Source organism: Pseudomonas sp. PSKL.D1 (genome assembly GCF_028898945.1).
Taxonomy (GTDB): domain Bacteria; phylum Pseudomonadota; class Gammaproteobacteria; order Pseudomonadales; family Pseudomonadaceae; genus Aquipseudomonas.
Map to the genome: position 1 here is coordinate 4,903,500 of NZ_CP118607.1, position 20,507 is coordinate 4,924,006.

Consider the following 20,507-nt stretch of genomic DNA (forward strand, 5'->3'; position numbering starts at 1 on the left):
TCGCTGTGACCGCCACCAGCAGGGAGCATTCATGGACGCCATTGTTGTAGCCGATAAGCAAACCTCCGTTGCCACCCAGAACGCCTGGGGCAATATCACCCTCAATGACCCCGGCGTGGTGCAAATGCCGGTTGCGCCCGACCAGGTGGCCAACGTCACCCGGCGGGGCCAGGACCTGGTAGTCACGCTCAAATCCGGGGAACAAGTCACCGTCGGCAACTTTTTCGCCGTGGACCAGGCAGGCGTGGGCAGCGACATGGTCTTTGTGGGCGAAGACGGCACTTTGTGGCACGCGGGCTATGATGCCAACGCCTTCACCGGTTTCACCTTCGAGGAAGTGGCCTCGCTCGATCAACTGGTCGCCGGGATCGGTGTGGCCGGCAGCGCCACCTCGACTTTTGCCATTGCCGGCCTCAGCCTGCTCGGCGCTGGCGGTATTGCGGCCGCCGCCGATAACAACAGTGGCAGCAGCAGTAGCGGCGGCTCGGAGCCGGGGGACACAACACCACCCGCAACGCCCATCGACCTGTTGGTATCACCGGACGGCCTGCGCGTCACGGGGCGAGGTGAAATAGGCAGCACCGTGAGTATCCGCGATGCCGCCGGCAACCTGATCGGTACCGGTACGGTGGGTGCCGACGGCACTTTCGACGTCAGCCTCGACTCGCCCCAGACCAATGGCGGCAACCTTGGCGTTACCCTGACCGACAGCGCCGGCAATACCTCAACGGCTGGCAGTGTCACTGCGCCGGTCGTCGACAGCAGCGACACCACCCCACCCGACCCCGTCAGCGACCTGGTGATCGCTTCCAGTGGCCTGCAACTCAGCGGCCGTGGCGAAGCAGGCGCCACCGTCACGGTGCGCAATGCCAATGGCGACTTGATCGGTACCGGCGTGGTTGGCAATGACGGCACCTTTACCATCGACCTCAACCCCGCCGCCGGGCCGGGGGAACAACTCAGCCTGGTACAGACCGACGCCAGCGGCAATGCTTCCAGCGCCGTCTCCATCGATGTGCCGCAAGCGGCCGCCCCCGAAAGCCCTACCGATGTGGCCATTTCTGCCGATGGCACTACTGTCACAGGTAACGCGCAGCCGTTCTTTCGCGTGTTCGTGCGCAACTTCCGCGGGCAAGTGATTGGCAGCGCGCAAGTCGAGGCGGATGGCACCTTCACCATCACCCTTGACCCGCCTCATACCGACGGCGAGCTACTTGAAGTAGTGGTTACCGGCAGTGATGGTGTGTCGTCCGAACCTACCGAGGTGACCGCCCCGGACATCACGGCTCCGGACACCCCGAGCGAACTCACCCTCAACGCCAGCGGCACAACGCTGACAGGCCGGGGCGAAGCAGGCACCACGGTTGAAGTACGCGACAGCAACGGCAACGTGATTGCCACCGGCACCGTTGGCCCAGACGGCACCTTCGCACTCACGCTTGACCCACCGGCCGCTGACGGCAGCGCGCTGCAAGTGGTGCTGACCGATGCGGCGGGCAATGCTTCCCAGCCCGGCCAGGTGACCTACCAGGACCTGCAAGCCCCTGCGCAGCCAACCGACCTCGCCTTGGCGGACGGCACCACCCTCACCGGCCGCGGCGAACCTGGGGCAACCGTGCAGGTACGCGACGCCAACGGCACGGTGATCGGCACTGCGGTGGTAGGCCCGAATGGCGACTTCAGCCTGACCCTCACACCCGCCCAGGCCAACGGTGAAACACTGGATGTGCGGCTGACAGATGCCGCCGGCAACACGTCGTCACCGTTCGAATTCGTAGCCCCGGACACCACACCGCCCGCCGACGTCAGCGATATTGCGGTCGGTAACAGTGGCCAACTGCTCAGCGGCCGTGGCGAAGCAGGTGCCACGGTCGAGGTACGCGATGCCAATGGCGATGTAATCGGCACTGGCGTGGTCAGCGCCAGCGGTACGTTCATCATCAGCCTCGCCCCTTCCGTGCAAACCGGCGCACAGTTGAGCGTCACGCAAACCGACCCCAGCGGCAACGCCTCGGGCAGCGTGCCGTTCGTGGTGCCGGCACTCACGGCCCCCGACAGCCCGACCGAATTGGTGGTCAACGCCAACGGCACCAGCCTGAGTGGTATCGCCACCCCCAACTACCTGATTGAAGTGCATGATGCCAATGGCGCCCTGCTGGGTGTGACGGTGGCCGGTCCGGACGGTACATTCACCCTTGTCCTCAATCCACCGCAAGCCAACGGCGAGCTGCTTGAGGTCACAGCGACCGATCTGAATGGCGAATCCTCCCTGCCTGCGTTGGTCACCGCCCCCGACATCACACCCCCCTTGGCCCCCAACGAACTTGCCGTCAGTGCCGACGGTAGCGTGGTCACCGGCCGTGCAGAGCCTGGCAGTACCGTGCGCGTGCTTGCCGCTGATGGCACCGAACTGGGTAGCGTGGTAGTGGGCGCCAGCGGCGCCTTCGGCATCCCGCTTAGCCCACCGCTGGTGGACGGCGAGCAGTTGCAAGTCACTGCCACCGATGCCGCTGGCAATGCTTCCACCGCTGGCAACGTCACCGCCCCCGACCTTGGCGCCGTCGACAACACACCACCGCAGCCGGCTTCCGACCTGGCCATCAGTGCCGACGGCAACACCGTATCCGGCCGTGGCGAAGCAGGCGCAACGGTCACCGTGCTCAACGACCAAGGCCAGGTTTTGGGGACCGGTACCGTTCAACCCGATGGTAGCTTTACCCTGCAACTGAACGCACCCGTGGTCGATGGCTCATCGCTGCAAGTGACACTGACCGATGCCGCCGGCAACGTCTCCACGGCAAGCCCGCTGACCGCCCCTGACTTGGTAGCGCCACAGCAACCCACCGGCTTGAACCTGAGCGAGGGTGTAACCCTGACCGGCAACGCCGAAGCGGGTGCCAGGGTGGAAGTGCGCGACGCTGACGGCAACCTGATCGGCAGCGTTATCGCCGAGCCTGACGGCACGTTCAGCCTGACCCTCAGCCCTGCACAGGCCAATGGCGAGAGCCTGGCCATCCGCGTGATTGACGCTGCAGGCAATAGTTCGCCGCCTTTGAGCTTCATCGCACCGGATATCACCCCGCCAGAACTGGTCACCGACATAGTGGTGGGTGACGGTAGCCTGGTGCTGGCCGGGCACGGTGAAGCGGGCGCCACCGTCCAGGTGCGCGACCTCGACGGGAACGTCATTGGCTCCGGTATCGTCGCCGCCAACGGCACTTTCCTGATCAACCTGGACGCTGCAGTCGCTGCAGGCGACATCTTGAGGCTGGTGCAGATCGACCCGGCCGGCAACCCGTCCCCCACGCTCAGCATCATCGTATCGGCAACCCCCGTACCGGAAAGCCCCAGCAATTTGGTGGTCGCCGCCGACGGCGCTTCAATCACCGGCAGCGCGCCGGTCGGAAGCCTGGTGGAAGTGCGTGACGCCAATGGCAACGTGCTGGGCAGCATTCAAGCCGGCTCCGACGGCACCTTCAGCATCCCCCTCAACCCCGCCCAGGCCAACGGCGAACTGCTCGACGTGGTGGCCATCGACACGGATGGCAACAGTTCACTGCCAACGCCGGTCACCGCACCCGACATTACGCCGCCAAACGAAGCCAGCGACCTGCAACTCAGCGCCGACGGTCTGACCCTGAGCGGCCGTGGCGAACCCGGCGCTACCGTGCAGGTAACCGCCGCCGACGGTACCGTGTTGGGCAACGCCCAAGTGGAAGCGAACGGTACCTTCACCGTCACCCTCAACGCCGCACAAACCGACGGCCAGGTGCTGGACGTGGTGCTACGCGACGCTGCAGGCAATACCTCCACTGCCACCCTCACGGCGCCCGACCTGGATGGCCCGCTGCAACCCTCGGCCCTTGCCATTGACGCGGCAGGCCTGCACCTGACCGGCCAAGGCCAGGCCGGCTCGATCGTAACCGTGCGCGCCGGCGACGGCACCGTACTGGGCACCGCCACGGTCAATGCCAACGGCCAGTTCGACGTCACCTTGAACACGCCGCAACGCAATGGCGAAAGCCTGACCGTTGACGCCACCGACAACCTCGGCAACAGCGCTGGCCCCGTTAACTTCACCGCCCCCGACAGTACCCCGCCGCAGGCGGTCGGCAACCCTGTGCTCGATGCCAGCGGCACCACCCTGAGCGGCTCCGGTGAACCCGGCGCCACCGTAACCGTCCGCGGGCCAGACGGGGCCGTGCTGGGCACCGCCCAGGTCACCCCGGGCGGCACCTTCGAGGTCACCCTCGACACGGCCCAGACCAACGGCCAGGCATTGACCGTTGAACAACAGGATGCCAGTGGCAACGTCTCCACCAGCACTGGCGTGCGCGCACCGGACATTGAGGCCCCCGGCATCCCCGGCAACCTCAGCCTGTCGGCTGACGGTGCCTGGCTGATCGGTACCGGTGAGCCCAACACCCAGGTGCGCGTGTTCATCGTTGGTGGCATGGTGCTGGGCACCACTGTGGTCGAGGCGGACGGCAGCTTCCGCGTGCCGCTCGACCCGCCGCAGCTCAATGGCCAGACCTTGTCCGTCACGCAAATGGACACCACCGGCAACGTATCCCCGGCTGGCACGATCACCGCCAACGATCTCGAAGGACCGCTGCCGGCCAACAGCATGGAGCTGACTGCGAACGGCACGTTGCTCAACGGCCAGGGCGAACCCAACGCCACCGTCATAGTGCGCGACACGGCCGGGATAATTCTGGGCGTTTCCGTAGTGAACGGCGATGGCACGTTCACCGTCTCCCTCAACCCGGCACAAACCAACGGTGAAACGATCTCGGTCGTGCTCATCGACGTCGCCGGCAATGCATCGCCATCGGCGCCCTTCACCGCCGATGACACCTCTGGCCCCGTCGCCGCAACCGGGCTGCAGGTCAGTGCCGACGGCACTACCCTGCAAGGCACTGGCGAAGTGGGTGCGACCGTGGAAGTGCGCACGGCCAACGGCACACTGCTGGGGACTGTGGTGATACCGGCAGGCGGCAGTTTCATGGTTGCACTGACGCCGCCCCAACTCGACGGCCAGGTGCTGGACGTAACCCTGACCGACACCGCCGGCAACCTCTCGACAACAGCCCAGGCGACCGCGCCCGATATCACTGCGCCCGCGCAGCCCACCGACCTGGCCGTAACGCCTGACGGCCTTGCGCTCACCGGCAATGCACCCGGTGCCGCCTCGGTGTCGGTAACCGACCCCAATGGCAATGTCACCACCGTAGCCGTCAACCCGGACGGCAGTTTCAGCGTGCCGCTGGCACCTGCGTTGCTCAATGGCGAAACCCTGACCGTTGTTGTCACGGATGCAGCGGGCAACAGCTCAGCGCCATCGTCTGTCGATGCCCTCGACACGACAAGGCCGCTGCAAGCCGAGAACCTCACCGTCAATGCGGACGGCACGATCGTTGGCGGTAACGCTGAACCTGGCAGCACCGTGATCGTGCGTGACGCCAGTAACACCATCATCGGCAACGCCACGGTCAGGCCCGACGGTACCTTCACCGTTGACGTCAGCCCGGCACTGGCCAGTGGCGAAACCGCGACAGTGGTGGTGCGCGACCCAACCGGCAATCTTAGTGATCCTGTGACGGTCAGCGGCCCGGACGGCACCGAAGTCGCCACCCCCGCCAGCCTGGCCATCAGTGCCGACGGTTTTGTGCTCACCGGCGTAGGTACCGTGGGCTCGCTGATCACCGTGACCTCCAGCGGCACCACGCTGGGTACGGCCACGGTCGGCAGCGACGGCACCTTCCGGGTGTTCTTCAGTACTGCCCAGCTCAATGCCCAGACCTTGCAGGTCAGCGCGCGCCTGGACGCTGGCGGCAGGCCTTCGATACCCGCCTCCATTGTGGCCAACGATACAACCGCACCGGACGCGCCCAACCAGCTCAACCTCGACCGCAGTGGCACCACCCTCACCGGCCACGGCGAAGTGGGTGCCACTGTGCGGGTGGTGGATGCGCAGGGCACATTGCTGGGTAGCGGCACGGTAGGCAGCAACGGGCTGTTCACCGTCACGTTGGTCCCGCCGCAAGCGAACGGCCAGAACCTCACCATCACCCAGGCCGATGCCGCCGGCAACACCTCGCTGGCTGCCACGCTCCAGGCCGCCGACCTGCAGGCACCCGATGCGGCCACCGGCCTTGGCCTGAACAGCGCCGCCACAGTAGTCAGCGGCCAGGGCGAAGCAGGCGCCATCGTCACCGTGCGGGATGTGACGGGCGCGATCCTGGCTACCGGCACGGTCAACCAGAGCGGCCAGTTCCAGATCACCCTGCCCAACGCACAGACCACCGGCAGCCCACTGCTGATCACGCTCACCGATGCGGCTGGCAACGTGTCCGGGCCGGCCAGCCTACTGACCCCGGACCGTACCCCGCCAGCCGCCGTGACCAATACCTTGCTCAGTGCCGATGGCCGGCAGTTGTCCGGCATCGGCGAGGTAGGCGCCACCGTGCAGGTGCGCAACGCTGCCGGCACCGTAGTAGGCACGGCGATAGTAGGTGCCGACGGCCGCTTTACGGTGACCTTCGATACGCCGCAAGCCACCGGCCAGGCGCTCGGCGTCAGCCAGGTGGACGCAGCAGGAAACACGTCACCGGCCATCAGCCTGCTCACCTCGGACCTCACTGCACCAGCGGCACTGACCAATGTGGTACTCAACAACAACGGCCTTACCCTGACCGGCCTGGGTGAAGCCGGTGCGACTGTGACCGTGCGCGGCCCGGACGGCACTATCATCGGCACAGGCCTGGTGGCCGCCAACGGCAGCTTTACCCTGACGTTGAACAGCGCCCAGCTCAATGCCCAACTGCTGAGCGTGACCCAGACCGACGCGGGCAACAACACCTCGGTCGCGGTCTCGGTAACCGCCCCCGACCTTACGCCACCGGCCGCCCCGACCGCGCTCAGCCTGGCCGCCACCGGCCTGCAGTTGAGCGGCAGCGCCGAAGCCGGCAGTACAGTGACCGTGCGCGACGCCTCCGGCAACGTGCTGGGCACCGCCGTGGCGGGCAGCAACGGCACCTTCCAGCTCACCCTCAGCGTTGCCCAAACAAACGGCCAAAACCTGCAGGTTACTGCCACAGACGCGGCAGGCAACGTTTCACCCGCCGCCACCCTCACCGCAGCCGACACTACCCCACCTGCCGCCGTCACCAACCTGGCCGTGGCTGCCGATGGCACGACCCTCACCGGTACCGGCGAAGCTGGCGCCACGGTGACTGTGCGGGCCTTGGACGGTACTGCACTGGGAACGGCAACCGTAGGCGTAGACGGGCGTTTCAGCGTCACCCTGTCGCCCGCCGCGCTTGCCGGTGAAGTGCTCAGCGTGGTGCAGGCGGACACTGCCCTGAATGCCTCCCCGGCCCTGACCATCACCGCCCCCGGCAACCTGGCCCCGGACATCCCCGGCAACCTGGTGTTGTCTGCCGACGGCCTGACCGTCACCGGCAGCACCTCGCCGGGCAGCACGGTGAACGTGTACGGCCCCAACGGCGTGCTGCTGGGCACCGCCGCCGCCAACAACGACGGCACGTTCAGCGTCAGCCTCGCCAACGCACAGGCCAACGGTGAAACCCTGCAAGTGAGTGCAGTCGGCAGTGACGGCAGCGCTTCGCTGCCGGCCACCTTGCTGGCCCCGGACACCACCGCACCGCTACCGCTGACTGGCCTGGTGTTGTCTGCCGACGGCCTGACCCTCACAGGCCACGGCGAACCCGGAGCCACCGTGACCATCACCGGTACCGGCGGGGCCGAGCTTGGCACCGCCGTGGTCGATGCCAATGGCAACTTCAGCGTTACCCTCGGCGCCGCACAACTCAATGGCGAACTGCTGGGTGCCAGCCAGTCGGACGCAGCGGGCAACGAGTCCAATAGCGTCAGCCTGACCGCCCCCGACCGCATTGCCCCCAACGCCGCTGCCAACCTGGCGTTCGCCAGTGGTGGCAGCCTGCTCAACGGTACTGGCGAAGCCGGCAGCATCGTCAAAGTGCTGGCCGCCGACGGTACGTTGCTGGGCACCGGCGTAGTCATGGGGGATGGCACCTTCCAGATCCTGCTCACCAGCCCGCAGGCCAACGGCCAGCAGGTGCAAGTGGTGCTGACCGATGCCGCCGGCAACCAGTCGGGCGCCAGCCCCATCACCGCGCCCGACACCACGCCACCCGCGGCTCCGGGTTCGCTGGCCATCTCCAGTGACGGCATTACCCTCACCGGGCGTGGCGAGCCCGGCGCCGTAGTCAGCGTGCGCAACCCGGCAGGCGACGAAATCGGCACCGCCGTGGTGGATGCAGCCGGGCACTTCACCGTCACCCTCACCCCGGCGCTGGGCAACGCCGAACTGCTCAGCCTTACCCAGACAGACAGTGCCGGTAACGTGTCGACGGTAGCGACGCTGCAAACGCCGGACTTCACCCCTCCTGCCCAGCTCACCAACGTGGTGATCAATGCCGACGGCAGCGTGGTCAGCGGCCAAGGCGAAGTCGGCGCAACGGTGACCGTGACCAACGCAGCCGGTGTAGTGCTCGGCACTACCCTTGTGCAGGCCGATGGCAGCTTCCGCGTCGAACTCACCCCCGCGCAAATCAACCTGCAGGTGCTGGCCGTGCAGCAGGCCGACCCGCCCGGCAACATCAGCCTGCCGGTAAGCGTGACCGCACCCGACCTCACCCCACCGGACGCCGCCACCGGGCTGCACCTGAACGCCGCCGGCGATCAGCTGAGCGGTACCGGCGAAGCAGGCACAACCGTAAGGGTCTACCTGGGCACGGTGGAAATCGGCACGGCCACGGTCGCCGCCAATGGCACCTTCGTGGTCAACCTGGGTACACCGCAGCTCAACGGCCAATTGCTGCAAGTGACGCTGGAAGACACCAGCAACAACCTCTCGACCGTCGCCACCATCACCGCCGCCGACACAACGCCACCGGCCACGGTCATCGCTGCGCTCAACGGCAGTGGCACACAACTGATCGGTACCGGCGAGGCCGGCGCACGCATCACGGTGATGAACAACCTCGGCAACATGGTCGGCCAGGGCACCATCGACCCGGACGGCAACTTCGTGCTCGATCTCACTACGGCGCAGATCAATGGCGAAGTACTGACCGTCGTTGCCCAGGACGCAACAGGCAACCCGTCTGCCCCGCTCCAGCTCACTGCGTCCGACCTGACGCCACCGGCCACGCCCACCATCCTCACCCTGACAGGCAACGGTACGCTGCTCAGCGGCACTGCTGAAGTTGGCAGCGTCATCACCGTGCGGGGGCCAGACAACAGCTTGCTAGGCACCGTGACCGTTCCGGCGGGCGGTGAGTTCGTGGTGGTGCTGAGCCCGGCACAAATCAATGGCCAGTTGCTGACCGTGATTGCCACCGACGCGGCGCTCAACGCTTCGCTGCCCGCGTCGTACCAGACTGTGGATAATTCCCCCCCTGACCCTGTGACCGACCTGGCGATCAATACCGGTTACGACACGCTGACCGGGCGGGGTGAGCCAGGTGCGACCGTGGAGGTCTACCTTGGCAACGACCTGATCGGTACCGGCGTAGTCAGCGCTGCCGGCACGTTCTCGATTGCACTGGCACCGACACCTGGCGCGGATGCCATCCTGACCGTTTTCCAGACTGACGCGGCTGGCAACGACTCGCTGGATACCACCTTCACCACGCCGCTAACCCCACCTAGCGCCCCTCCGACCAACGTAATACTGGCCGCAGACGGCGTTACCCTGACAGGCAACGCGGCCGCCACCTCAACCATTCGCGTGTACGACGCCAACGGCAACCTGCTGGCCACTGGCCTGGCCGGAATCGGCGGAACGTTCACGGTGACGCTGCCCAGTGCGCAACTCAATGGTCAGCAGCTGTCGGTCACTTCAGACCCATTGCTCGGTGACGAATCGCAACCGGTGTTTGTAGTGGCTGCCGATACCACGCCACCCGCCAACCCGGTGGTGACCTCGCTGTCTGCCAACGGCCTGGTGCTGAGTGGTACCGGTGAGGCTGGCGCGAATGTCACCGTGCGCGATGCCGGCGGCAACGTGCTGGGCACAGCTGTAGTGAACGCGGGCGGTGCGTTCAGCATCAACCTGGCCAGTGCGCAACTAAATGGCCAGGTGCTGAGCCTTACCCAAACCGACGCTGCGCTGAACGTCTCCGGTGCCACCAGTTACACCGCACCTGACACCCAGGCCCCCGCCGCACCGACCAACCTGGCAATCAACGCCGCCGGCACCGTGCTCACCGGCACCGGCGAGCCGGGTGCAACGGTGACCGTGCAAGGCCCGAGCGGCCAGGTCGGTACCGCCGTGGTGCAATCCAACGGCAGCTTCAGCATCACCCTGACCACGGCGCAAAACGACGGGCAAGCGCTGGTGGTACGGCAGACCGACGCGGCCGGCAACCCGTCCGGCAGCACCGGCATCACCGCGCCAGACACCACGCCACCCGCCGCCCCGGTCGCCAGCATCAACGCCAACGGCACCACGGTCAGCGGCTCTGGCCAGGTCGGTGCCACCGTCACCGTGCGCAACAGCGCCGGTACCGTGCTGGGCACCGCCACCGTGGGCAGCAACGGCCTGTTCGTGGTCAGCCTTGCCGCCGCGCAAGTCGACTTCCAGACGCTGAACGTCACCCTCACCGATGCCGCTGGCAACACCTCCACTGCCACCACGCTGAGCGCACCAGACCTCACCCCGCCCGCCGCCGCCAGCAACCTGGTGATCAGTGCCGACGGCAGCACCCTCACAGGTACCGGCGAGGCCGGCGCCACCGTGACCGTGCGCAACGCCAGCGGCACCGTGCTGCAAACGGCCACGGTGCAACCCAACGGCACCTTCACCGTCACCCTGAGCCCCGCCCAGGACAACGGCCAGGTGCTGTCGGTAAGCCTGACCGACCCGCGCAACAATACCTCCGGCAACGTCAACATCACCGCCCCGGACGTGGACGCCAACGCCCCGGTGATTGCCAGCGACAACCTGGCTACCGCCACCGTAAACCTGGCGCCCGTGGTCGCGACGCAAACCTACAACGACAGCTTCTCTACCCTGCTGTCGGGCTTCAGCAAGACCTACACCTGGACGGTCGCGGCCGGCACCACGGTGGACCCGACGCTGACGCTGACCACCAACAGCGTGCTGGCTCTGCTCAACAACTCCACCTTCACCCTGCAAGTGAAGAACGCTGCTGGCGCCTGGGTAACCATCGCCACCGGCAACACCCAAGGCCTGCTCGACCTCATCATATTGCCCTTGGGCATTCAGGTGGACATGGGCACCCTGCAAGCGGGCGACTACCGCCTGACCGTCGCCAGCGGCGGCATCGGCCTGGTCACCACCGTCACCACCACGCTGGACATCGTCGCCACCAGCCTGACCCAGTTCACCGGCACCGGCACGCCGGTATCCGGCAACGTGATCAGCGACCCGGGCACGGACGGCACCACCGATTCCAGGGGGCCGGACAGCGCCGCCGTGCTGCAGGTGTTCAAGGATGGCAGTTACGTCGCCGCCGGCAGCGCCACCACCGTGCAGGGGCTGTACGGCACCCTGGTGATCCGCGCCGACGGCAGCTACACCTACACGCCCAACGGCACACCGTCGAGCGTCGGCAAGGTGGATGTGTTCAATTACCAACTGGTGCACGCCAACGGCCTCACCGACACCGCCACGCTGTATGTGCGCATCGACAGCCCGCAGGCTACGGAAATCTGGAGCAACACCAACCTCGGCGCACCCGCCACGGTGGTGGATGCGGTCAACGACATCGACAGCACCGGTATCACTCTGGTCAACCGTGAAAGCACCAGTAGCGCGACCCTGGGCACCTTGTCCTTGCCCGTGATCGGTGCCCGCAATGCGACCTACACCACCACCGTGGCCGCGGACACCACCGCCGACCTGCAAGTGGTGGTCAACTCCACCAACCTGCTGACCCTGCTCGGCAACACCACCATCGCGCTGTATAAACTCAACACCACCACCGGCCAGTACGTGCTGGTGCAATCGGTGCCGGGCAGCTCGCTGCTCACCCTGTTGGGCGGTGGGGCCGCGTACACCTTCCAGGACCAGACCGCCGGCAGTTACCAGATACGCGTCAGTTCCAGCGGCATCGGGCTGTTGAGTTCGATTACCACCAGCCTGAACACCACCACCACCCACCTCAACGACTTCGTGGTCAGCAGCTACACGCCGGTCACCGGCAACCTGATCACCGACACCTCGGGCGGCAGCGCCGACAACCTGGGTTCGACGTTGACGGTGCTGAGCGTGCTGGTGGCGGCCAACACCTACGCCATCCCCGGCCACAACGGCGTCAGCGTGGCCGGCACCTACGGCACGCTGGTGGTGCAGGCCGACGGCAGCTACACCTACACCCTCAACAGCGGGCTGACCTCGGCGGTGATCGGCCAGCACGACACCTTCACCTACGAACTCACCCACCCCAACGGCACCACCGACACCGCCACCCTGACCATCAACCTGGAAAACGCCGCCAGCTTCACCACCTTCACTTCACTGCTGGCCGACACCGGCGACGACAGCCTCACCGTTGCCGCCGCATCGGCCTCCACTGAAGTGATTGCCGGCACCGACGGCAACGACCATCTCGACGGCAGCCAGGGCGGGCATATCACCCTGCAAGGTGGTGCCGGCGACGACACCCTGGTAGTGGTCGACCAGGACTTCACCAGCGTCGAAGGCGGCACGGGCACCGACACCCTGCTGTGGGGCGGCGGCGATGCCAGCATCGACCTGGGCAACCTGGTCGGGCGCGTGCACGACATCGAAATCATCGACCTCAACGACACCAGCGCGGTAAGCCTGACGCTGAACCTGGCAGACGTGGTGGCCATCACCGAAACCGGCAACAACACCCTGCTGATCAAGGGCAACGACCAGGATTCGGTGCACATGACCGACACCTGGACGCAAGCCGGCACTCAGGTGGCCGACGGAATCGACTATACCCAATACACGGCCCAGGAGGATCCGAGCCACCACTTGTGGGTGCAAAACGGCATCCATGTCGTCTGAGGCTGCAGTAACCCGCCGGGCACACGCCCGGCGGCAAGGACGAACCAGCAGTAAGGGATTCATGTGAAGCGAAAAAGCAGTCCGCTGTCACCGTGGTTGCCGGGCGCCTTCGGGCTCCTGGCGTTGACTTTCAACCCGGCTGCCCTGGCAGCCGACGACATCGACCCACAACTGCGCCACATTGGCCCCTCCAAGCTGCGGGATGCGCCCAACGCCATCCCTGCCCGCCCACCCACCGGCCAGGCTGCCCGCGACGCCGACCGGCTCGGGCTGGCCGAAGCCGTGGTGGCGGCTGCGCAGTGGCACCCGAGCATCGCCGAAGCGGTTGGCAACCTGTACAAGCAAGGCGAAGGTATCAACGTTGCCCGCGCCGGTTACTATCCGCAGGTTTCCGGTGGCATCCGCACCGGTTACGACACCGGCTACGGTGGGGACCGCAACAGCCAGGCGCTCAACCTGTCGCTCAAACAAATGCTCTACGACTTCGGCAAGGTCGACAGCGCCGTCGACGCGGCCAAGGCCGCTGCCGCCCGCGCCCAGGCCAACATCCTGCTGGTGGTCGACGACCTGGCCCGCGACACCGCGTATGCGTGGATCGAAACCCGCCGCTACGAACAACTCATGGTCATTGCCCGCGAGCAGATCCGTGGCGTAGGCGATGTGGCCGGCATGGCCCGCCAGCGCAGCGACATGGGCGCCAGCACCCGCTCGGACGTGGTGCAGGCCGAGTCCCGCGTGGAAGGCGCACGCGCCACGCTGGAGGAATACCAGTCACAGTACGAGCGCTGGCGCTCGATCCTTGCTGCGTTGCTCGGCAGGCTGGCACCGCCGGCGCTGGCCGAAGAGGCTCCGCCCGAACTGAACCGCGCCTGCGCTCGCCCGCCATCCTCCGCCGACCTGCTCCCCGGGGTGCTGATGGCCCTGGCCCAACGCGCGCAGTCCAAGGCCGAGCTGGCCCAGGCCAAGGCCGAGGCCTACCCCACCCTGTCGTTACAGCCCCAGGTCAACCACTACCTGGACGACGACTACAACCGCGACAACCACCGCATCGACCGCACACAGGCTGGCATCTACCTCAACGTGGAAGTACCCATCTATGAAGGTGGCGCCATCAGTGCCCGCTCGCGCGCCGCCGGCCACGCCCTGACCGCCGCCGACTCGGCCGAAGACGCCGCCCGCCTGCAGGCCCGCCGTGGCCTGGCCGAGGCCATGGCGCAGACCTCCGGGTTGAGCCGCCGCCTGAGTTCGCTCGAGGCGCGCCAGGTCAGCATCCAGGAAGCCCGCGAGCTGTATGGCCGCCAGTACCTGGACCTGGGCACCCGGCCACTGCTGGATCTACTCAACGCCGAACAGGAAATCTACCAGTCGCGCTTCGACCTCGCCGGCACGCGCGCCGACCTGCTGCGCCTGGATGTGGACTGCCTGTACAACACCGGCGCCCTGCGTAACGCCTTCGGGCTGGTGGGGCGCAACCTGCAAGGGGTGGAGATCGAACCATGAACGACACGGTCAACCTGACGCAGCAAAACGCCGAACCCGCCGAGGTGCATCGCCCCGACCTGGGGCCGTGGCTGGAGGCCATGCTGCAAGTCGCCCACCACTATCGCCTGGACGTCTCGCCCCAGCGCATTCGCCTGGCTGCCGTGGAAGATGCCAGGCCTCTGGATGAAATCCTGCGGCACATGGCGCGCCAGGCCGGGCTGACGCTGCGTTTCGTGCGCTATGACGCCAAAGCCTTGCGCCAATGGCGCACGCCGCTGGTACTGGAGCTGGACGATGGCCAGCTGGCCGTGGTCGAGGCGGTGACCGAAGAGAACGAACTGGCCATCGTGTTTGCCGGCGACCAGGGCCTGACTTCGCGCCTGCCCCGCGAAGCCCTCGAAGGCCGCATCAACCGCGTGGCACTGATGCGCCCGGCACGCCCGCTGCGCGACGTGCGCACCGACGACTACACCGCCCCCTACGACCGCCATTGGTTCGCCCGTATCGTGCTACGCGACCTGCGCCCTTACGGGCAGGTAATGGTCGCTTCGCTGGTGGCCAACGTACTGGCGCTGGCCGGGGTACTGTTTTCAATGCAGGTGTATGACCGGGTGATCCCGGCCGAATCCCTGCCCACGTTGTATGTGCTGTTCGGTGGCGTGGTGCTGGCGCTGGTGTTCGACTTCAGCATGCGCCTGCTGCGCCTGAAGGTGACCGACCTGCTCGGCAAACGCGCCGACCTGCGGGTGTCAGACCTGGTCTACGGCCACGCCCTGCGCCTGAAAAACTCGGCACGCCCCAAATCCACCGGCTCGTTCATCTCGCAATTGCGCGAGCTGGAATCGATCCGCGACCTGATCACCTCCAGCACTGCCACTGTACTGGCCGACTTGCCGTTCTTCCTGCTGTTCCTGTTTGTGTTCTGGCTGATCGGCGGTGTGCTGGTGTTCATCCCGCTGGTGGCGCTGTTGGCCATGGTGCTGCCGGGGCTTTTGGCGCAGCGCAAGCTGGCTCGCCTGGCCAATGCCTCCATGCGTGAATCGGCGCTGCGCAACGCCATGCTGGTAGAGAGCATTCAGGGCCTGGACGAAATCAAGGCGCTGCAAGCCGAGGCTCGCTTCGAGCGGCAATGGAACCAGTACAACGCCACCTGCGCCCACACCAACCTGCACCTGCGCACCCTCACCAATGGCCTGGTGACCTGGACCCAGAACGTGCAAGGTGCCGTGTTTGCCGTGGTCATCGTCATCGGCGCGCCCATGGTGATTGCCGGTGACCTCACCACCGGTAGCCTGGTGGCCGCCTCGATGCTGTCATCGCGCATGATGGCCCCGCTGGCGCAGCTCACCCACGTACTGACCCGCTGGCAGCAAGCCAAGGTGGCCCTGACCGGGCTGGATAAACTGATGCAGTCGCCCGTGGACCACCCCGAAGGAGAAGCGCGCGTGCACCTGCCGGCCATCCGCGGCGAGTACAAGCTGCGCCAGGCCAACTTCCGCTACGAACCCGAAGCACCACCGGTGCTGAACATCAGCCAACTGGACATCCAGCCCGGCGAGCGCATTGCCGTGCTGGGCCGCAACGGTGCGGGCAAGTCGACCCTGCTGCAAGCGTTGGGCGGCGCCATGGACCTGACTCAAGGCGAGGTGACCCTCGACGGCATCGCCCTGGCCCACCTCGACCCCGCCGACCTGCGCCGCGACGTCGGCCTGCTGCCCCAGTACGCCCGCCTGTTCCACGGCACCCTGCGGGAAAACCTCACCCTCGGCGCCGGCCAGGCCAGCGACCAGGAGTTGGTGGCCGCGCTGGCCGCCACCGGTGCACTGGACTTCGTGCGCCGCCTGCCCAAGGGCATGGACCACCTGATCCTAGAAGGCGGGCTGGGGTTGTCGGGTGGGCAACGCCAAGCGCTGGTGCTATCGCGCCTGCTGGTACGCCAGCCGCAGGTGCTGCTGCTCGACGAACCTACCGCCTCGCTGGACGACATCACCGAACGCAAGCTGCTGGATAACCTCGACCGCTTCTGCCAGGGCCGCACGCTGGTCATCGCCACTCACCGCCTGAGCGTGCTGCAGCGCGTGGACCGCATCATCGTGCTGGACGCCGGGCGCATTGTCATCGACGACCCGCGCGACGCCGCCCTGGCCAAGCTGAAAGGAGCCCAGGCATGAGCCAGCATGAACTTCCCGCCTCCTACCTGGACGGCCAGGACGACCAGGCCGTGCTGCGTGCGGGCCGCATCATCACCCTCAGTGCGCTGATGCTGGCCGCGTTCCTGGCCTGGGCAGCCTGGTTCGAGGTGACCGAAGTGTCCACCGGCACCGGCAAGGTCATCCCCAGCTCGCGGGAGCAGGTGATCCAGTCGTTCGAAGGGGGCATCGTTGCCGAAATGAACGTGGCTGAAGGCGACCTTGTAGAACGTGGCCAGGTGCTGGCCCAGCTCGACCCCACCAAGACAGCCTCCAGCGTTGGCGAAAGCGAGGCCAAGTACCGCGCGGCAAAAGCGAGCGTGGCACGGCTGCAGGCCGAGGTGGCCGGCAAGCCCTTGGTGTTCCCCCAAAGCCTGCAGGGCTCGCCCGAGCTGATCGACGCCGAAACCGCGCTCTACCAGACCCGCCGCCGCGGCCTGGAGCAGACGCTTGCCGGCATCGAGGACTCGCTGCGGCTGGTGCGCAGCGAACTGAAGATTACCGAGAACCTGGCCAAGATGGGCGCCTCCAGCCGGGTCGAAGTCATCCGCCTCAACCGCCAGCGCTCCGAACTGGAACTGAAGGCCAACGAAGCCCGCTCCGACTACCTGGTGCGCGCCCGTGAAGAACTCGCCAAGGCCAGTGCCGAAGCCGACAGCCTGTCAGAGGTGGTGCGCGGGCGCAGCGATTCGCTGTCGCGCCTGACCTTGCGCTCGCCGGTGCGCGGCATCGTCAAGGACATCGAAGTGACCACGTTGGGTGGTGTGGTGCAGCCCGGCGGGCAAGTGATGAAGATCGTGCCGATGGACGAACGCCTGCTGATCGAAACCCGCATCGCGCCACGCGACATCGCCTTCATCCACCCCGACCAGGCAGCCAAGGTGAAGATCAGCGCCTATGACTACTCGGTGTACGGCGGGCTGGACGGCAAGGTGGTGGGCATTTCGCCGGATACGCTGCAGGACGAGGTGAAGCCGGAAATCTACTACTACCGGGTGTTCATCCGCACCGAGCAGGACAGCCTGCAGAACAAGGCCGGCAAGCACTTTGCGATCGTACCGGGAATGATCGCCACGGTGGATATCCGTACCGGAGAGAAGACTATCCTGGACTATTTGATCAAACCATTGAACCGCGCCAAGGAGGCGCTACGGGAACGCTGAGTCGGCCGGTACGCAATAACAAAGAGGGGCTTACGCCCCTCCCTGTGCGTTACCAGCCTCCGTCACTTCTGATCCAGATCCACCTGGATGCCTACCGATCGCGACAAGCCGCTTTCTTCTTCATCCGAAACGATGATCTTGTAACCGAAGTAGAGCCGCTGGTTGTTACCCAACGCCAGAAGAGCATCGCGCGCAAAGCCAATCAACGTCGTCGTGCCTGGTTCAGTCACTGCACTGGAAGGTTCCAGGTAGCTGCCCGAACTCTCAGCTTGGGAAGTACCCACCCAAGGTACGAGGGTGTGGCCTTTGGCCATTTCGAAATAGGGATTCACCGCCACTATCAATACGTTGGTTTCTAAATCTTCCTCCGTTATGCCTGTGCGTTGTGCGTCCGTGAAGGCAATGGCGGGTGGCGTTGAGGGTACTCCGGTTATTTTGGCGCGCGGCTTGATACCTGAGGTTCCCTTTGAACCAGACGGTTTGGCCAGCCTCGGCACAGGGCATACGCTTCCGGCGTCATTCATGGCAAAGCGGACAAAGGCTTCTGCATGATTGCTGTTACGGCCCAAATCGTTCGCAAGCGAATAATTTAACTTCGCGCCATTCCGGCAAATGAAGTAGGTTTTGGCATACGGCAATGGTATTTCAAAGTACCCTCGATCAATATCGGCCTGCACCAGCGGTACATCGTCCTCATTGATCCGGGATGGTTCGATCTCATCACCGGGAGGGGTACCTGGCCCAGTCGCATCACCCGATTCGATGCCTACGAAGTTGTAGCTAATTTTCGGGTTCAAGGCCAAGCTAATATTGGAAACACCCGCCAGGTTAATGCGGACACTCGTGCCCCTTACCCCAACCCGCTGAGTAATGATGTTACTGGCATTTTTTTCCCAGAAGTCACCTGCAGCAAGCTGATTACCATCGCCGGGCAAAGCACCTGCCGAGGTTACCTTTACAATTTGCTCAGGTGACTTCACCGTTACCTCAACCTCGTTACCGCCTGGCGTGAGGAGCTTACGCGTAAGTGTAAAGTAAGTGACGATGTCCCCTACGCCAACGGCCTCGATGACGTCCGCGAAAGGAATCGGGACCGGAATGTTGGCACCTGTGTTGGTAGCATTGACTGTAACTGTACCGATTTGAGGGTTTGAGACTGAACCCCAGTGCATCTGGATGACGTCGTCCAACTGCCAGATCGGCTGCAAATCAACCCCAACCCGGAAAACGGTAGCTGTTGCGGGCTTGCCGAAATCGGCTGGCTCAATTGTGTTGGCCGGGCTGGCCCCACACTGAATCGAGGGTGCCTGAAGATTTGTATGTTCCGGAAGTTCCGGGTCCGGGTCAGGGCCGCCGGGTGTACTCAAGTCGACCGCCACTATAGTTTCCGGCGACGGCAGCACCGGGTTACCGGTCCGGAGCATCTCATATGACACTTTGATATCGTTAGAGCTACCCGCACGCTCCACGACGTCAAACAGCACCTCAATGTACGCCACGGGAAGAAGTGGGTCGCGATCAAGGTCTGCCTGAATCAAAGGATACGCTGCAAACTTGATACCCCCCCAGATGACGGTAATCTCGTCCTCAAGCGCAGCCCCGGGATACCGGGGAATCTCAACGGTAACGCTTGGGTTGGCATCATTAAAGGTAACCAGCCCATCGGGATCAAAATCAAGTGCCTCTGGCACCACAGGCGCTTCAAGGGTTGGCAGATTGATAAACACATCAAGCCCCACAAGGCTCGACAGCCCGGTTTGATTACCGGCAAGATCAGTTGAGCGATAACCAAAATAAAGCTTCATGGCATCACCGGCATTATCAAGGTGTTGCCGTTCGAAATAGACTGGAATCACTGCCCCCTGTACAGTCAAAGGGAAAGTTGGAGTCAAATAGTTACCGGTTGCTTCATCTGCACCAGTCCCCAACCACAACTCTACAACATCGTCTACCTCGCTGAGGTAGTAAGGGTCAATGAGCACATTCAATCGGCCGTTTGCATCAAGGTCAGAAGCAGTAATGCCAGCAAGCTGTGCGTCCGTGAAAACGATCGGCGGTAATTCATCACCGCCAGCAGCCTCTTGGTCGAAGCGCACGGAAACGGGAAGTGCGGCGGCCTCGGCGGCCTCTGAGGCGGTGTCAAAAAGGAAATAGTTCAGCGAAACCGTGACATTTGTTCCCGCCGGTGGAAAGTCGGCTATTTCATAGTAAAGTTCAAAATCCACGAGGGTCGGATCAGTCAAGTCAAAGCTGGCAAGATCTAAAGGAAGCCCGATGAAATTTGCCGGCTCCTCAAAATCATCATTGATAAACAACTGAATAGATAGTGTGTTCCTGAAATCCGGACCCTTATTAATCTTAACCGGTAATCTGTTTGTTAGTTTATCGATCGGAATAATACCACGCGTCGGCTCACGATCCGGAACTATTAATTGATCTAGCGCCATAATCTTACGCGCACTCACATTGTGGCCGTAGGCTTTACCTTTTGAAACACGCGCAGGGACATTCATCGAACACCTTCCTTACAATAGCGGACAGACTAAATTAAAGCCCCCCGAAAAATTGCCGGAGCAGGCTACCGTCACAGGGCGCTGGAGTATATGTAACGCCCTCACGAAT

Annotated in this window: 5 protein-coding genes; 4 read left to right on the top strand and 1 reads right to left on the bottom strand. The window is 64.6% G+C overall.

Annotated features, from left to right (window positions below; translation table 11 throughout):
• The first annotated feature begins 31 nt into the window (after positions 1–31).
• The 4 genes from PVV54_RS21955 (at position 32) to PVV54_RS21970 (ending at position 17,885) form a co-directional block, all read left to right on the top strand.
• Positions 32–13,051, top strand: a complete 13,020-nt coding sequence (locus tag PVV54_RS21955; RefSeq protein WP_274907244.1) for a BapA/Bap/LapF family large adhesin — start codon at positions 32–34, stop codon at positions 13,049–13,051.
• A 63-nt stretch (positions 13,052–13,114) separates the two neighbouring features.
• The gene (locus PVV54_RS21960) at positions 13,115–14,551 is read left to right on the top strand and encodes a TolC family outer membrane protein (RefSeq protein WP_274907245.1); all 1,437 of its coding nucleotides are present in this window, start codon (positions 13,115–13,117) and stop codon (positions 14,549–14,551) included.
• Positions 14,548–16,704: a type I secretion system permease/ATPase gene (locus PVV54_RS21965; RefSeq protein ID WP_274907246.1), complete on the top strand. Its 2,157-nt coding sequence runs from the start codon at positions 14,548–14,550 to the stop codon at positions 16,702–16,704. The genes PVV54_RS21960 and PVV54_RS21965 overlap by 4 nt, the downstream gene beginning before the upstream one ends.
• Positions 16,701–17,885: an HlyD family type I secretion periplasmic adaptor subunit gene (locus tag PVV54_RS21970; RefSeq protein ID WP_274907247.1), complete on the top strand. Its 1,185-nt coding sequence runs from the start codon at positions 16,701–16,703 to the stop codon at positions 17,883–17,885. The genes PVV54_RS21965 and PVV54_RS21970 overlap by 4 nt, the downstream gene beginning before the upstream one ends.
• Positions 17,886–17,947: 62 nt before the next feature.
• Here PVV54_RS21970 and PVV54_RS21975 read toward each other — a convergent pair whose 3' ends face one another.
• Positions 17,948–20,398, bottom strand: a complete 2,451-nt coding sequence (locus tag PVV54_RS21975; protein ID WP_274907248.1) for a hypothetical protein — start codon at positions 20,396–20,398, stop codon at positions 17,948–17,950.
• Positions 20,399–20,507: the final 109 nt, after the last annotated feature.

Bases quoted from the DNA above. Each gene is read 5' to 3' on its own strand.
- PVV54_RS21970 (WP_274907247.1), top strand. From the start codon at position 16,701: ATGAGCCAGCATGAACTTCCCGCCTCCTACCTGGACGGCCAGGACGAC.
- PVV54_RS21965 (WP_274907246.1), top strand. From the start codon at position 14,548: ATGAACGACACGGTCAACCTGACGCAGCAAAACGCCGAACCCGCCGAG.
- PVV54_RS21955 (WP_274907244.1), top strand. From the start codon at position 32: ATGGACGCCATTGTTGTAGCCGATAAGCAAACCTCCGTTGCCACCCAG.
- PVV54_RS21975 (WP_274907248.1), bottom strand. From the start codon at position 20,398: ATGAATGTCCCTGCGCGTGTTTCAAAAGGTAAAGCCTACGGCCACAAT.